The 14,019-nt window shown below is 72.1% G+C and carries 13 protein-coding genes; 4 read left to right on the top strand and 9 right to left on the bottom strand.

The annotated features are described in order from the left end of the window. Nucleotides 1-43: 43 nt before the first annotated feature. Nucleotides 44-346 (top strand): YciI family protein, encoded by a 303-nt coding sequence (locus ABD691_RS02515; RefSeq protein ID WP_344677683.1) that lies wholly within the window; start codon nucleotides 44-46, stop codon nucleotides 344-346. 91 nt (nucleotides 347-437) lie between these two features. Here the strand turns inward: ABD691_RS02515 and ABD691_RS02510 are convergent, their stop codons facing one another. Further along, on the bottom strand, nucleotides 438-824 hold the full coding sequence (locus tag ABD691_RS02510) for a hypothetical protein (RefSeq protein WP_344677682.1): 387 nt from the start codon (nucleotides 822-824) through the stop codon (nucleotides 438-440). Between the two features lie 48 nt (nucleotides 825-872). Here ABD691_RS02510 and ABD691_RS02505 point away from each other — a divergent pair, with 48 nt between their 5' ends. From ABD691_RS02505 to ABD691_RS02495, 3 genes are all read left to right on the top strand, one after another. Further along, nucleotides 873-1,553 (top strand): nitroreductase family protein, encoded by a 681-nt coding sequence (locus ABD691_RS02505; RefSeq protein WP_425564943.1) that lies wholly within the window; start codon nucleotides 873-875, stop codon nucleotides 1,551-1,553. 70 nt (nucleotides 1,554-1,623) lie between these two features. Beyond that, nucleotides 1,624-2,307: a FadR/GntR family transcriptional regulator gene (locus ABD691_RS02500; protein ID WP_344677722.1), complete on the top strand. Its 684-nt coding sequence runs from the start codon at nucleotides 1,624-1,626 to the stop codon at nucleotides 2,305-2,307. 452 nt (nucleotides 2,308-2,759) lie between these two features. Beyond that, nucleotides 2,760-5,630: a M48 family metallopeptidase gene (locus ABD691_RS02495; protein WP_344677681.1), complete on the top strand. Its 2,871-nt coding sequence runs from the start codon at nucleotides 2,760-2,762 to the stop codon at nucleotides 5,628-5,630. A gap of 9 nt (nucleotides 5,631-5,639) precedes the next feature. Here ABD691_RS02495 and ABD691_RS02490 read toward each other — a convergent pair whose 3' ends face one another. The 8 genes from ABD691_RS02490 to ABD691_RS02455 form a co-directional block, all read right to left on the bottom strand. After that, nucleotides 5,640-6,617 (bottom strand): aldo/keto reductase, encoded by a 978-nt coding sequence (locus tag ABD691_RS02490; protein ID WP_344677680.1) that lies wholly within the window; start codon nucleotides 6,615-6,617, stop codon nucleotides 5,640-5,642. 5 nt (nucleotides 6,618-6,622) lie between these two features. After that, complete coding sequence (locus ABD691_RS02485; RefSeq protein ID WP_344677679.1) at nucleotides 6,623-7,615, bottom strand: pirin family protein; 993 nt, start codon at nucleotides 7,613-7,615, stop codon at nucleotides 6,623-6,625. A gap of 70 nt (nucleotides 7,616-7,685) precedes the next feature. After that, nucleotides 7,686-8,882, bottom strand: coding sequence for a fumarylacetoacetase (fahA, locus tag ABD691_RS02480; protein WP_344677678.1), 1,197 nt, complete (start codon nucleotides 8,880-8,882; stop codon nucleotides 7,686-7,688). A 3-nt stretch (nucleotides 8,883-8,885) separates the two neighbouring features. Continuing rightward, nucleotides 8,886-9,731 carry a hypothetical protein gene (locus ABD691_RS02475; protein WP_344677677.1) on the bottom strand — a complete coding sequence of 282 codons (846 nt, stop codon included), beginning with the start codon at nucleotides 9,729-9,731 and terminating at the stop codon, nucleotides 8,886-8,888. Next, the gene (locus ABD691_RS02470; RefSeq protein ID WP_344677676.1) at nucleotides 9,728-10,927 is read right to left on the bottom strand and encodes a homogentisate 1,2-dioxygenase; all 1,200 of its coding nucleotides are present in this window, start codon (nucleotides 10,925-10,927) and stop codon (nucleotides 9,728-9,730) included. Before ABD691_RS02470 ends, ABD691_RS02475 begins: the two co-directional genes overlap by 4 nt. Before the next feature lie 31 nt (nucleotides 10,928-10,958). Continuing rightward, complete coding sequence (locus tag ABD691_RS02465; RefSeq protein WP_344677675.1) at nucleotides 10,959-12,305, bottom strand: MFS transporter; 1,347 nt, start codon at nucleotides 12,303-12,305, stop codon at nucleotides 10,959-10,961. Between the two features lie 22 nt (nucleotides 12,306-12,327). Continuing rightward, nucleotides 12,328-12,486 carry a hypothetical protein gene (locus ABD691_RS02460; RefSeq protein WP_344677674.1) on the bottom strand — a complete coding sequence of 53 codons (159 nt, stop codon included), beginning with the start codon at nucleotides 12,484-12,486 and terminating at the stop codon, nucleotides 12,328-12,330. Then, nucleotides 12,483-14,009 carry an FAD-dependent oxidoreductase gene (locus tag ABD691_RS02455; protein WP_344677673.1) on the bottom strand — a complete coding sequence of 509 codons (1,527 nt, stop codon included), beginning with the start codon at nucleotides 14,007-14,009 and terminating at the stop codon, nucleotides 12,483-12,485. The genes ABD691_RS02460 and ABD691_RS02455 overlap by 4 nt, the downstream gene beginning before the upstream one ends. Between the last annotated feature and the right edge of the window lie 10 nt (nucleotides 14,010-14,019).

The raw sequence follows: 14,019 nt of genomic DNA, 5'->3' as shown, positions 1-14,019 counted from the left end.
GCGGTGACCCGCGACGCCCGGGAGCGGGTTCTACGCTGAAAGAATGTATGTGGTCATGCTGCATTACACCGCGCCAGCAGAAGAAGTCAACCTCGTGCTTCCCGACCACTCGAACTGGATCAACCGGCATTACCAGTCCGGGGATTTCATCATCGAAGGCCGCCGGTCACCCCGGCCCGGCTCGGTCATCATCGCCTGCGACATGGCCCGGGGCAGGCTGGACGCGATCCTGGCCACCGACCCGCTGGTCCGGGAACACCTGGTCCGGCCGGAGGTGATCACGTTCGAAGCACTGCGCACGGTACCGGAACTCGCCCGGTACGCCGACCGCCTCGCGGGCGGCTGAACCAGCAACCACATGAATCCACCCGCACTTTCCGGCCGACCGATCGCCCGCTCCGGATCCGCCATTCCGGCGACCCCCGGGGCGGGCCTGATCAACAATCCGCATCGCGAATTTGGTCCGATTTCGACCACGCATTCGCGAAAATGAGGAAAAGCACGATTCGGTCATCCCCGTTCCCCGCGGCTCGTTGTCCGGTTCGTCGTTTCCGCCCCACGGCGGCGGCTCCGTCGGGCAACATCAACTTCATGCGGGACGACGAATCCGGGGTGCTCAGCGCCAGACCATCGTCAACCTGATCTGCGGCTACCTCCGCCTGCCCTGCACCAGGCTGCGCGATCAGCGCGAGCTTCGAGGGCACCGCCAGGTTCACCGGAGCTCGGTTCGACGCCGGTGCCTCCTTCCAGGAGGCCCGCTTCGGGGCATCCTCTTGCGCCACGGATTCCGTTGCGCGACAGGCGAAATCGGTCTTGTGCGCCAACCGTCTTCCGGATCATGCTGGCCGGTGCCGTCCAGGAAGGAGAAGGTCATGGCCATGCCCCGCCCCCACTCCCACCCGTTCGTGCCGTACCGGCCGCCACGGGTTCCGGCGGAGGAAGGACTGCGACGTGGGCAGCGCCTGCACGACCTGCTCGACCAGCGGCGCAGCGTCCGGTTCTTCAGCTCCGACCCCGTTCCGCGGGAGGCGATCGAGCTGGCCGTGCGCACCGCCAACACCGCGCCCAGCGGTGCCCACCAGCAGCCCTGGACGTTCGTCGCGGTGCGCGACGCCGAGGTCAAGCACCGCATCCGGCTGGCCGCCGAGGCCGAGGAGCGGGCGTTCTACGGCCGGGACGACATCCCGGAGTGGCACGGCGCGCTGGCCCGGCTGGAAACCGGCGCGGACAAGGACTACCTCGACGTGGTGCCGTGGATCGTCGTGGTGTTCGCGCAGAAGTACTCGGTCACCGGCGCGGGCAGGCAGAAGCACTACTACGTCAACGAGAGCGTCGGCATCGCGTGCGGGATGTTCATCAGCTCCCTGCACGCGATGGGCCTGGCCACGCTGACCCACACGCCGAACCCGATGGGCTTCCTGACCAAGATCCTTGAGCGTCCGTCCAGCGAACGTCCCTACATCGTGTTCCCGATCGGCTATCCGGCGCCCGACTGCGAGGTCCCCGACCTGGCCCGCAAGCCGCTCGACCAGGCGCTCGTGCACTATCCGTGACGGGGTGGACGCACCGCGTGCTCGGTACGCTCTGCCCGAGGAGCAGGCGGGGCTGCCGGAGGAGTGCGCGTTGCCGGTCACGGACGAGGCGATCGACAGGATCAAGGCGATGATCGTCGGCGGGCAGCTGCGGCCCGGCGACCGGTTGCCGAGCGAGGCCGACCTCGCCGAGCGGCTGGGGTTGTCGCGCAACTCGCTGCGCGAGGCGGTGCGGGCGCTGTCGCTGATCCACGTGCTCGACGTCCGGCAGGGCGACGGCACCTACGTCGCCACCCTGGAACCCGCCCGGCTGCTGGACGCGCTGGCGTTCCTGGTCGACTTCCACCAGGACGACAGCCTGCTCCAGTTCTTCGAGGTGCGCCGGATCCTGGAACCGGCGGCCACCGCGATGGCCGCGACCGCGATGAGCGACCAGCGGATCGCGGAGCTGCGCGCGGTCGTCGACTCGCTCGGTTCGGACCCGCCGGTGGACGAGCTCGTCGCCAACGACGTCGAGTTCCACCGGCGGATCGCGGCCGGCGCGGGCAACACCGTGCTGTGCTCGCTGATCCAGGGGCTGTCCGGGTCGGCCACCCGCGCCCGCGTGTGGAGCGGGCTGGCGCGGGAGGGCGCGGTCGGCCGCTTCCGCGAGCAGCACGACGCGATCTGCGCGGCGATCGAGGCGCGCAGGCCCGAGGTCGCCCACGCCTGGGCGACGGTGCACGTCGCCGGTGTGGAGGACTGGCTCCGCGGCGCGCTGGGCGGACCCGGCTGATCAGGGGCGCCGCCCGTGGTGCGCAGCAGGCGCTGCCGACGGCTCTCCGGCTCGGACACCGCGGGCGGGGCGCGAGTGTCCGGGTCCAGCGGCCCTCCGCGATCCCCTTATAGAGCAGCTCGAAGTTGGCGGCCGAGCGGGTAGTCGAGCGCGCCCGGTTTCCCGAAGGCGGCGAGGCATTCCGCCGCTGCGGCGGCGAAGTCCTCGTCAGGCCGGTCGCCGAGCTGGTTCTGCTCGCGGACATCGGGAACTGCTCGCCATCACCGCCGCACAGCGGCATCCGGTAGATCACGTTGGCCCGCGCCAGGTGGCACCGCCCCTGTCTGGCGGCAATCGGCCGCCGTTGCCCGCGGGTTGATCCATTGGGGTGCATTGCCGCCCGAAATCGCCGGTCGCGGTGGGAAAACCGCACAATGATCCGGCTCAGCGGAGTCCGGCCGGGGGGAGGCGAAGTGGCCACTGACGACGCCCGGTCGCGGATCGACGAACGGGTGGTCGCGGCGGGCACGACCGTGCGGTTCGGGCTGCTGGTCGTGCTGCTGCTGGTGACCAGCGGCGTGATGGTGCTCTACGTCGCCATCGCGCTGTCCAGCTACGACGGCTACGGCTGCTCGCTCGCCGCCGGGGTGGCGCCCGGCGATCCGCCGTCGAGCGTCATCGCCCGGCGCTGGCTCCAGTGGGAGGCCTACTACGCCTGCACGGTCCGGTACGCGGCACCGCCTCCGTGGTGGGTGCTCGGCGCCTGGTTCGTCCTGCTGTCCGCCGCGGTCGGCGCGCTGTTCTGGGCGCTGCCCGCGTGGAAGGCCCGCCGCGGCCGGGTCGTCGCGCTGGAAGCCGTCGACCGGGACGGCGGGATCCGCCGCCTGATGGACGATCTGGCCGCGACCGCCGGTCTTTCCCGCACCCCGCGCATCGTCGTCGACCCGGTCCCGGCCTCCACCGGCGCCGTGGTGTTCGGCCGCAACCGCAAGCCGGTCGTGCGCTTGCACGGCGGTCTCCTCGCGCGCAGGAACACCGATCCCGACGGGTTCCGCGCGGTCCTCCTGCACGAGTTCGCCCACATCCGCAACGGCGACATCACGATCACCTACCTCACCGTCGCCCTCTGGCGAGTGTTCCTCTTCGGCGCTCTCCCGCCGTTCCTGGTGTGGTGCGCGGCCAGTTTCGCCCTCAAGTCGGGGTCCGAGGAGTGGTTCGTCGAGGCGCCGATCGTCACGCGAGGTCTGCTGCTGACCGCCGTCCTGGCCGTGCTGGTCTACCTCGCGCGTTCGGACGTGCTGCGCAGCCGCGAGATCTACGCCGACCTCGCCGCGGTGCGCTGGGGCGCGGACCCGCACGGCTGGGCGGTCGCGGCACCGCCGGTCCGGGGCCGGCTGCGGCGGGCGCTGGGCTCGTTCGCCGAGCTGTGGCAGACCCATCCGCGCTGGGACCTGCGCCGGGACGCCCTGAACGATCCGGCCGTGCTGTTCGGGGTGCCCGCGGTCCCGATGTTCCTGACCGGGGTCGCCGCGTCGGTGATCAACAGCAACGTCTGGTTCTCGCTGACGCAGTACGTCCTGCTCAGCGGGTGGACGCAGCAGGGGGCGGCGCTGGTCGTCGCCGCTCTGGTCGCCGCAGTGGTCGGGATCGCGCAGTGGCGAGCGGTGACCCACGCCGTGCTCACCTCGCGCCGGGTGCCGTCCGGCGTGCGGGTGGGGCTGTGGCTGGGTGCCGGGATGGTGACCGGCGGTCTGGTCACCGGGCAGGGCACGATCAACGAGTGGCTGCCGAGCAGGCCCGAGGTCCTGCTGCTCGTCGTCCTCGCAGCCGTCGTCTTCACCTGGTGGATCACGCAGTGCGCGCTGCTGTGGAGCAGCGTCTGGAAGCGGCGGACGTTCGGCCCGGTGCTGCTGCCGACCCTGGCAGCGGCCTGCGCGGCGCTGGCGGTGTGGTTCCTGTGGTGGCAGACCCAGGGAGTCGGGCTCGCGGCGGGCTGGTCGCCCACCGGTTTGTCGCCCGGCATCGCCGAAGCCCGCGACGCGCTCGTGTCGAGGCTCGCGGGAGACGATCTGGGGCACTCGGACGAGCTGTCGGTGCTCGACGCCGTCTACACCCTGACGATCCTGGCGCTGGCCAACGTGACCGCCACCCCGCTCAACCTGGTGGCGGTCGCCGGGCTGTGGGCGGTGCCGTTGCTGGCGTGGGCGATCCGCCCGTCCGGCACCGCTCCCCGCTGGGCCGGCGATGCCGTGCCCGGTCAACCGTTCGGCGCGGCGTTGCCTCCGCTGCGCCGGGTGCTGCTTCCCGGGCTGCTGGGCGGAGTTCTGTGCTGGGTGGGCACCGGCGGCGTGCTGGCGCACCTGCACTCGCTTTACGGGCCGGACGCGGACCTCGTCGAGTACATGTCGATCTACTTCGCCGGACCGCTGGCCGCTCTGGTCGCCGGATCCACCGTCGCGGCCGCCGTCGCCGCCGCGACGGCGAGCCGCTACCGGCTGCTCGTCGCGCTCATCTCCGGTGAGACCGCCGTGCTGGTGGGTTTCGCCGGGACCTACGTGCTCCGCGCGGCAGAAGGGTGCATCGAGCCCTTGAGCGCCACCAGTGCTTCCTGCCGATGGCAACCCGGTGTGCTGCCTCGGCTTTCCGGCCTGTTCCTCACTCCCGCCCTGCTGATCACCGTGCTGACCTCGATCGCGGTCGCAGCGCTCGTCGCCCTGATCCGCAGGTCACCGCGACCGCGCTCCTCCGCGCCAGTACGCGGTGGCGTGATCAGCCGCCGTCTCTGCACCGGGTTGCTGTGCGTCGTGGCGTTGGGGATCGGCGCGAACAGCCTCATGGTGCTGACACCTCAGAACTCCAGGGTTCTTGACCCGGCCGACGTGCAGCGGGCAGTGGCGCAGTCGGGGGTCGGTGTCGCCGATCGCCCGGTGCCGGACCGCAGCAGGGCGCTCCAGGTGCAGGCGTGGCTGCTTCGCGGGGGCGACGACCTGATGGACCAGTTCTTCCACGACCGGCGGGAGCTGTTCGACGACGTGCAGCGGCAGGTCGACTCCGGGCGGAGCGCCATCACCGAGATGCGGCACCTCCGCCCGCTCTGCGTGTCCATCTCGGGTCTCCCGGAGGCGGCGAACCACTACTTCCGCGTCCCCGACCAGCAGGTCCAGGCGGTGTGGGAAACGTTCGTCACCCAGGCCCGGGACGGCGGCCGGGGCTGCCTGGACGGTCTCGACCAGCAGAACGCGGACCTGTTCAACTCCTCGATGCAGGTGCTCGCCACGGCACAGGAAACCAGTGATTTCGTCGACACCTGGATCGACGCGATCGCCACGACCGGCGGTCTGTGAGGTCCGGGGTCAGCGCGGCAGGCCGGGACGCAGGAGACCGGCGTCGGCGAGGTCGGTCCACAACGCGTCCGGCACCGGACGTTCGAACAGCTCGGCGTTGCGGCGCACCTCGTCGGCCGACCGCATGCCCAGCACGACGCTCGCGACCGCCGGATGTCCCCCGGCGAAGGCGATGGCGGCCTGCGGCAGGCGCACCCCGCGCGCGGCGCAGACCTCGGCAATCCTGCCCGCGCGGGACCGGATCTCCGCCGACGCGGGCTCGTAGTCGTACATCGCCGCCGGGTCCGGGTCGTCGGTGGCCAGCAGCCCGCCGTTGAAGACCCCGGCCGCCAGGACCGAAACCCGCAGCCGCAGGCAGGCCGGGAGGAAGGTGTCCACAGCGGACTGTTCGAGCAGCGTCCAGCGCCCGGCCAGCATGACCACGTCGACGTCGGTCTCGGTGACGAACCGTTCGAGCAGCCGCCACTGGTTCATGCCCACGCCGATCGCGCCGACCACGCCCTGGTCCCGGAGCTCGTGCAGCGCCGGGTACGCCTCGGACACCGCCTGCTCCCAGTGGTCGTCGGGATCGTGCAGCAGCAGGACGTCCACCCGGTCCACGCCGAGCCGGTCCAGGCTCGACTCCAGCGACCGCCGCACCCCGTCGGCGCTGAAGTCCCACTGCCGGACGTGGTCGGCGGGGACCTCGAACCCGGCGTCGTCGGGCCCGGTCGTCTCGCAGGGCACCAGGATCCGGCCGACCTTGGTCGACAGCGCGTACTCGTCGCGCGGACGGCAGGCCAGCGCCCGGCCGAGCCTGCGTTCGGCCAGGCCGAGCCCGTAGTGCGGAGCGGTGTCGAAGTAGCGGATTCCCGCGTCCCACGCGGCGTCGACCGCGCCGGCCGCGGTGTCGTCGTCGACCGCCCGGTACAGGTTGCCGATCACCGCACCGCCGAACCCGAGCGCGCTGACCGGCACCCGGGACCGTCCTAACCGGACAGACCGCACGCCGGTCAGGACGGGCCGCGGGTGCGGCCGCGCGGGCGCAGCTCGACCCCGGGCAGCGCCGGGGCGCCCAGCGGCGGGCCGTCGTAGCCCCGCACCACGCCGTAGCGGCTGCCGGGATCGCCCGCGGTCCGCGCCGCCTCCCAGTCGGCGCGGGCGCGGGCGATCTCGTCGTGGTCCCGGCCCACGAAGTTCCACCACATCACGATCCGCTCCTCGAAGGGAAGCCCTCCGAGCAGCAACCCCGAACCGGGACCGCCGATCTCGGCCGCGCTCCTGCCGCGACCGAGGTAGAGCATCGTGCCGGTGGCGACCGGGCGGCCGTCGACGGTCAGCCCGTCGCGCAGCGCGAGCACCGCGTGCTCGAAGTCGGGTTCCAGCGGGAGCCGGAGCACCCGGCCGTCCGCGGCGGACACCTCGGCGCCGACGATCGGGGTGTAGGCGGCGGCCGGGGACTCGTCGTCGCCCACCCGGCCCATGAGCACCGTGACCGTTCCGTCCGCGGTGGACGAGCGCGGAAGGTCCCGGTGCTGTTCGAAGTGGGGCGCGACGGCGCGGTGGTCGCCGGGCAGCGCGACCCAGAGCTGCGCGCCGTGCAGCCAGCGCGGGTGCTCGGGCGGGGACTCCTCGGAGTGCGCGATCCCGCGGCCCGCGGTCATCAGGTTCAGCTCGCCCGGCCGCACCAGCGCGCGGCTGCCGAGGCTGTCGCGGTGCAGCACCTCGCCGTCGAGCAGCCAGCTCACGGTCTGCAGGCCGGTGTGCGGGTGCGGCGGCACCTGCATGCCCGGCTGCCCGGCGATGTCGGCGGGACCGTAGAAGTCGGCGAAGCACCAGGCCCCGACCATCCGGCGATCCCGGTTGGGCAACGTGCGGCCGACCAGCATCGCCCGCGGCCCGCCCAGCGGCACCTCGCGCGGCTCCAGCAGTTCGTACTCCGGTTCGGCGATGGTGGCCGCACCACCGCACACCGTCTCCGCCGGATCGCGCTCCACGTTGCTCATCGCGCCAAGGATAGAAGACCCGCGAGCCGCCCGGGGATCCGAACGATCCGGGCGGCTCGCGGGCCCGCGGCTACCGGGCGGGCTCGATGCGGCCGGTGACCTCGCCGAACCCGATCCGCACGCCGTCGGCGCCGGGTGCTGTCGCGGTGATGGTGACCTCGTCGCCGTCTTCCAGGAACGACCGGGTGCCGCCGCCGGGCAGTTCGAGCGGTTCCTTGCCGCCCCAGCTCAGCTCCATGAACGAGCCGCGCTGACCGGGTTCCGGGCCGCTGACCGTGCCGGAGGCGTAGAGGTCACCGGTGCGCAGGGACGCGCCGTTGACCGTCATGTGCGCCAGCTGCTGCGCCGCCGTCCAGTACATCGTGGCGAACGGCGGTTCCGACACCTGGTGGCCGTTGAGCCGGACCCGCATGGTCAGGTCCAGGCCCCAGTCCGCGCGGTCGCGCAGGTAGCCGAGCAGCTCGTGGTCCCGTTCCGGGGGCGCCACCCGAGCCGCCTCCAGCGCGTCGAGCGGGACGATCCACGGCGACACCGAGGTGGCGAAGGACTTGCCGAGGAACGGGCCCAGCGGCACGTACTCCCACGCCTGGATGTCGCGGGCCGACCAGTCGTTGACCAGGCACACCCCGAACACGTGCTCGGCGAAGTCGGCCAGCGCGACCGGTTCGCCCAGTTCGGAGCCGGTGCCGACGACGAACCCGACCTCGGCCTCGATGTCGAGCCGCTGCGACGGGCCGAAGCCGGGCGCGGTGGCCTGCGGGGGCTTGCGCTGGCCGTTGGGCCGGACGATCGGGGTGCCCGACGGGACCACCGTTCCGGCGCGGCCGTGGTAGCCGACCGGCAGGTGCTTCCAGTTCGGCATCAGCGGTTCGGAGTCCGGGCGGAACATCCGCCCGATGTTGGCCGCGTGGTGCTCCGACGAGTAGAAGTCGACGTAGTCGGCGACCTCGAACGGCATCAGCAGCCGCACGTCGGCGAGCCGGTGCAGCGCCGGTTCCGCCGACGGCCGGTGCCGCTCGTCGGTGAGCAGCTCGGTGATCCGGGCCCGCACCTCCTGCCAGCGCCGCCTGCCCTGCGCCATGAACGCGTTCAGGCTCGGCCGCGCGAACACCTCGTCGCCCAGAGCCGCCGCGAGGTCGAGGACGTGCTCACCGATGGCCACGCCGACCCGGGCCGCTCCTCCGGCGGGCTCGAAGACGCCGTAGGGCAGGTTCTGGACCGGGAAGTCCGACTCCGCGGGCACCGGAACCCAGCTTGTGAGGGTCACTGATCATCCTTCCTTTCCGGCCGATACCAGGGCTTGCGCCTCGCGGACCGGCGTGCTGGTGCTGCACGAGCCGTAGCTGACCATCGCCTCGCGCGTTCTGGTCACCGCTTCCGCGCCGAGGCCCGCGATCCGGTCGCCCAGCTCCGCGGCGTCCTCGATCTCCAGCGCCTGCCGCACCTCGTCCTCCGAACCGCCCGCGGCGGCGACCGCGGTGGCCAGCAGCAGGTTGAGGTAGCCGTGGTGGACGAACCCGGTCTCCTCGGCGCGGTGGCGCACCGCGTGGTGCAGTCCGGCCGTGGCCTTGAACGGGACCCCGCCGGTGGTGCAGGAAACGAGGAAGTGCGCGACCTCGGCCGGGGACGGGAACAGCTCCGCGCGCACACCGCCGCAGCGCAGCTTCGCACCGAGGGTGCGGCCGGTGTCGTCGCGGCGCACCGCTTCGACGACCTCGTCCACCTCGGTCGGGCTCGCCGGTTCCAGGAACGCGGGCGCCGGGTCCGGGAGCGCGTGCAGGGCCTTCAGCACCTCGTCGACCGACCTGGCCCTGGCGACCGGGATTTCCAGCAGTGCCAGCGAAGTCCGCTCGTCGTCGGCGATGGCGCCGCAGGTTTCGGCCAGCGACCCGACGCCCTGGTCGGCGATCAGGCCGATGTCGATCCGGTCGATGTCCGTAAGCTCCTCGCGCAGCTCGCCGATCCTGCTCGCTGGGCAGAGGAACCGGTGCGTGAGCATCGGTTCGCCCGCCGCGCGGTCGGCCCGGTGTCGGGTGACCGCGGCGGCCATGTCCAGCGCCGTCGGGGGGAACAGCCCCGCGTCGTCGACCAGGCCGGCCAGCAGCGGCGGGGTCACGCGGGCCCCCTTCCCGCCCAGGTCCAGGCGTACTTGCCGTCGTCGGCGGCGCGCCCGCCCTCGCCGAGCTCCAGCGGGCGGAAGGTGTCGACCATGACGGCGAGCTCGTCGAAGAACTCGACCCCGATGCTGCGCTCGTAGGCGCCGGGCTGCGGGCCGTGCGAGTGGCCGCCTGGGTGCACCGAGATCGAGCCCTGGCCGATCCCGGAACCCTTGCGGGCCTCGTAGTTCCCGCCGCAGTAGAACATGATCTCGTCGCTGTCCACGTTGGAGTGGTAGTAGGGCACCGGGATGGACAGCGGGTGGTAGTCGACCTTGCGCGGCACGAAGTTGCAGATCACGAAGTTGTTGCCCTCGAAGACCTGGTGCACCGGCGGCGGCTGGTGCACGCGGCCGGTGATCGGCTCGAAGTCGGAGATGTTGAAGGTGTGCGGGTACAGGCAGCCGTCCCAGCCCACGACGTCGAACGGGTGCTTGGGGTAGACGTAGCGGGTGCCCACGATCGTCCCGCCCGAACCGCGGTGCTTGACCAGCACCTCGACGTCGGTGCCCTCGGCCAGCAGCGGTTCGCCCGGCCCGTGCAGGTCGCGCTCGCAGTACGGCGCGTGCTCCAGCAGCTGCCCGAACTTCGACAGGTAGCGCCGGGCCGGCGTGATGTGGCTGTTGGCCTCGATGCAGTAGGTGCGCAGCGGCTCGTCGCCCCGCGGAACCCACCGGTGCGTGGTCGCGCGCGGCAGCAGCACGTAGTCGCCCTGCCTGACCTCCAGCGCCCCGAACACGGTCTCCACGACACCTTCGCCGGACTCGACGTAGACGCATTCGTCGCCGACCGCGTTGCGGTACAGCGGCGAGGTCTGCCCGGCCGCGGCGTAGGAGATGCGCACGTCGGCGTTGCCGAGCACGAGCCTGCGACCGGTCACCACGTCGGCGGACTTCCAGGTCTCGCCCGGGAACAGGTCGTGCAGCTTCAGGTGCCGGGGCTTGAGCGGGTGGTTCGGCTCGGTGGCCAGGTCCGGCAGTTCCCAGTCCGAGGCGTCGACGATCGCCGACGGGATCTCGCGGTGGTACAGCAGCGAGGAGTCCGCCGAGAAGCCCTCCTCCCCCATCAGCTCCTCGAAGTACAACCCCCCTTCGGGTGTGCGGTGCTGGGTGTGCCGCTTCGGCGGCACGTCGCCCACACTGCGGTAGTACGCCATGTCGTTCCCCTTCCTCCGGATCGGACTTCGACTACACGCTTTCCAGATCCCGCAGCGCCCGCGTGCTGGTCTCGCCCGCCAGCAGGAAGGCGACCAGCGTGCACAGCTCGGCGACCGCCAGGAACACCCCCACCGGCAGGGTCGAACCGAATCGGTGCATCAGGCCCACTCCGATGATGGGCGCGAGCGACCCGCCAAGCACGGTGGCCAGCTGGTAGCCCAGCGAGGCGCCGGTGTAGCGGACCTCGCTGGGGAACAGTTCGGCGAAGAACGCCACCTGCGCCCCGGTCATCAGGCCGTGCAGGGTGAGGCCGACGATCACCACCAGCGTGATCGTCGCGGTGTCCCCGCCGTCGACCAGCGGGAGCCCGGCGAATCCCCAGACCGCGATGAGCAGCGCGAGCCCGATGTTGAGGCCGCGGCGGCCGAAGCGGTCCGACAGCGCCCCGCCGACGAGCATCGCCGCCACCTGGAACACCGAACCGATGGCGATGGCGGTCAGGCCCACGCCCTTGGGCAGGTGCAGCTGCTCGGCGAGGTAGGACAGCAGGAAGATGCTGAACACGTAGTAGGTGGTCTTCTCGCCGACGTTGGCCAGCGTGGCCAGCGCCACCTCCCGGCGGTGGTGGCGCAGCACCACGCTGATCGGCGCCTTGCCCTCGTCGGCCCTGCCCGCCGCCTGCAACTCGGCGAACAGCGGCGACTCCTGCACCGCACGCCGCAGCCACAGCCCGACCAGCACCAGGATCGCCGAGATCACGAACGGCAGCCGCCAGCCCCACTCCACGAACGCGGCGTCGGTGATCGCCAGGCCCATCAGCGCCAGCACCCCGGTCGCGAGCAGGTTGCCCAGCGGGCCGCCGGTCTGCGGCCAGCTCGCCCAGAAGCCGCGGCGGCGGCTGTCGGCGTGCTCGGTGACGAGCAGGATCGCGCCGCCCCACTCCCCGCCAAGCGCCACGCCCTGCACCAGCCGCAGCAGCGTGAGCAGGATCGGCGCCAGCACGCCGATGGTCTGGTACGACGGGATCAGGCCGATGGCCACCGTCGCCCCGCCCATCATCAGCAGGCTCAGCGCCAGCGTCCGGCGGCGGCCCATCCGGTCGCCGAGGTGTCCGAACAGGACTCCGCCGACGGGACGGGCCAGGAAGCCGACCGCGTAGGTCACCAGCGCCAGCAGCACCCCGGTGACCGGGTCGCCCGCCGGGAAGAACACCTTGTTGAACACCAGCGCGGCGGCCGAGCCGTAGAGGAAGAAGTCGTAGAACTCGATCGTCGTGCCCGCGAGGCTGGCGGCCACGATCTTGCCGAACTCGCGGCGCGGGGCCGGGGTCCGCGGGTCCGGGGTGATCGGGTCCGGAGTCATCGGTTCTGGGCTCATGGTGCGCACGACTCCTTCGTCGTCAGGCCCGGGCTTCGGCGATGAGGCCGGTGAGCTGGTCGGTGGTGAGGTGGTCGAGCGCGGTGAGCACGACCAGCCGCACCAGGAACGCCTCCCGGTCGTCGGTGTCGTCGAGCGCGTCGCTGACCGCGCGCCACACGGCTTCGGCGTGCTCGCTCATCGAACGCCTCCTCGCAGGATGTGATCGGCCACGTCGCCGGGTGCGCTGAAGTCCGGGAAACGGCCCAGCAGCAGGCCGTCCGGGCGGACCACGAGCACGTCGTCGCTGCCCGGCTCCGGATCGAGCGCGGTGACGGCGGCGCCCAGGCGCCCGGCCATCGCCGACGCGGCCTCCGGGGTGCCGCCCAGCAGCGCGAACCCGTTGCCGCGCTTGGCGTTCAGGCTCGACGCGCCGAGCGCGCGGTCGGGCACCGGGTCACCGGGCAGGAGTCCGCCGGTGCCGGACGGCAGGGTCAGCGGCGAGTTGCGGGCGTGGGTCGCGCTGGACTGCCGGGGGTTGATCAGCTCGCGCAGGACCGGGCGGCGGTTGGCCAGCGCCAGCACCGCGTCGCGGGTCAGCTCGTAGCCGCGGGTGCCGGGGGTCATGAACAACGTGCTCTTCTCGGCCTGCTCGATGTTCTGCCGCCACGCGTCGCACCGCTCGGCGGAGTAGGCGTCCAGCAGCGCTTCGCCGGCTTCGCCGCGCAGCACCAGCGGCAGCATCCAGGCGAGCGTGTCGGCGTCTTCCAGACCGGAGTTCAGGCCGCGGACGCCGAAGATCGGCACCAGGTGCGCGGCGTCGCCCGCGAACAGCACCCGGCCGTGCCGGTAGGAGTCCAGCGACCGCGAGTGCGCCCGGTAGATGCTGGCCCACTCCAGGGTCCAGGGGCGGTCGTTGCCCAGCCAGTCCAGGTGGCGGGAGATCCGGTCCCGGATGCGGTCGTGGTCGGTCTCTGCCTCCGGGTCGTCGCCGGGCCGGAGCTGGTAGTCCACGCGCCAGATGTCGTCGGGCTGGCGGTGCAGGATGATCGTGGAGCCCGGGTTGCTCGGCGGGTCGAACCACACCCGGCGCTCGGTGGGCAGCGCCGCCCGCCAGTGGATGTCGGCGATGACGTAGCGGCCCTCGTAGCTGGTGCCGTTGAGCCGCAGCCCCAGCGCCTCCCGCACGGCACTGCGCGCGCCGTCCGCCGCCAGCACCCAGTCGGCACGGATTTCCCTTGCACCGTCCGGAGTTCCGACGCTGACCACGACGTGGTCGGCGTGCGGGGTGCAGTCCTCTACGCGGCAGTGCCAGTGCACGTCGCAGCCGTCGGTCCGCGCGACCTCGTCGACGAGGACCTGCTCGGCCACCGACTGCGAGATGTTGACCATCGGCGGCCGGACGTCCGCGGCGGAGTGCGGCATGTCGAACGCCAGCACCTCGGTGTCGCGGTAGTAGCTGCGCCCGGAGGTCCACGGCAGCGACAGCTCGGCGAACCGCTCGCCGACGCCGAGGCGTTCGAGCACTTCCAGGGAGTGCCGGGACAGGCAGATCGCGCGGCTGCCGTGGGAGACGGAGTCACCCGCCTCCAGCACGGTCACCCGGACCCCGCGCCGGGCCAGGCCCAGTGCCAGCGCGAGCCCCACCGGCCCGGCACCGACCACCACGACGGACGCGGCGGCCGGCGGCGGCTCGAAGGGATACCGGCGCGGCGCGAAGTACACACCCACCTCC

Origin of the sequence: Saccharopolyspora taberi (assembly GCF_039534165.1) — a bacterium.
Classification (GTDB): domain Bacteria; phylum Actinomycetota; class Actinomycetes; order Mycobacteriales; family Pseudonocardiaceae; genus Saccharopolyspora_D; species Saccharopolyspora_D taberi.
The sequence above is the reverse complement of the archived record's forward strand: the minus strand, read 5'-3'. Positions and strand labels throughout refer to the sequence as shown.

Bases quoted from the DNA above. Each gene is read 5' to 3' on its own strand.
- ABD691_RS02515 (WP_344677683.1), top strand. From the start codon at position 44: ATGTATGTGGTCATGCTGCATTACACCGCGCCAGCAGAAGAAGTCAAC.
- ABD691_RS02505 (WP_425564943.1), top strand. From the start codon at position 873: ATGGCCATGCCCCGCCCCCACTCCCACCCGTTCGTGCCGTACCGGCCG.
- ABD691_RS02485 (WP_344677679.1), bottom strand. From the start codon at position 7,615: ATGAGCAACGTGGAGCGCGATCCGGCGGAGACGGTGTGCGGTGGTGCG.
- ABD691_RS02470 (WP_344677676.1), bottom strand. From the start codon at position 10,927: ATGGCGTACTACCGCAGTGTGGGCGACGTGCCGCCGAAGCGGCACACC.
- ABD691_RS02465 (WP_344677675.1), bottom strand. From the start codon at position 12,305: ATGAGCCCAGAACCGATGACTCCGGACCCGATCACCCCGGACCCGCGG.
- ABD691_RS02460 (WP_344677674.1), bottom strand. From the start codon at position 12,486: ATGAGCGAGCACGCCGAAGCCGTGTGGCGCGCGGTCAGCGACGCGCTC.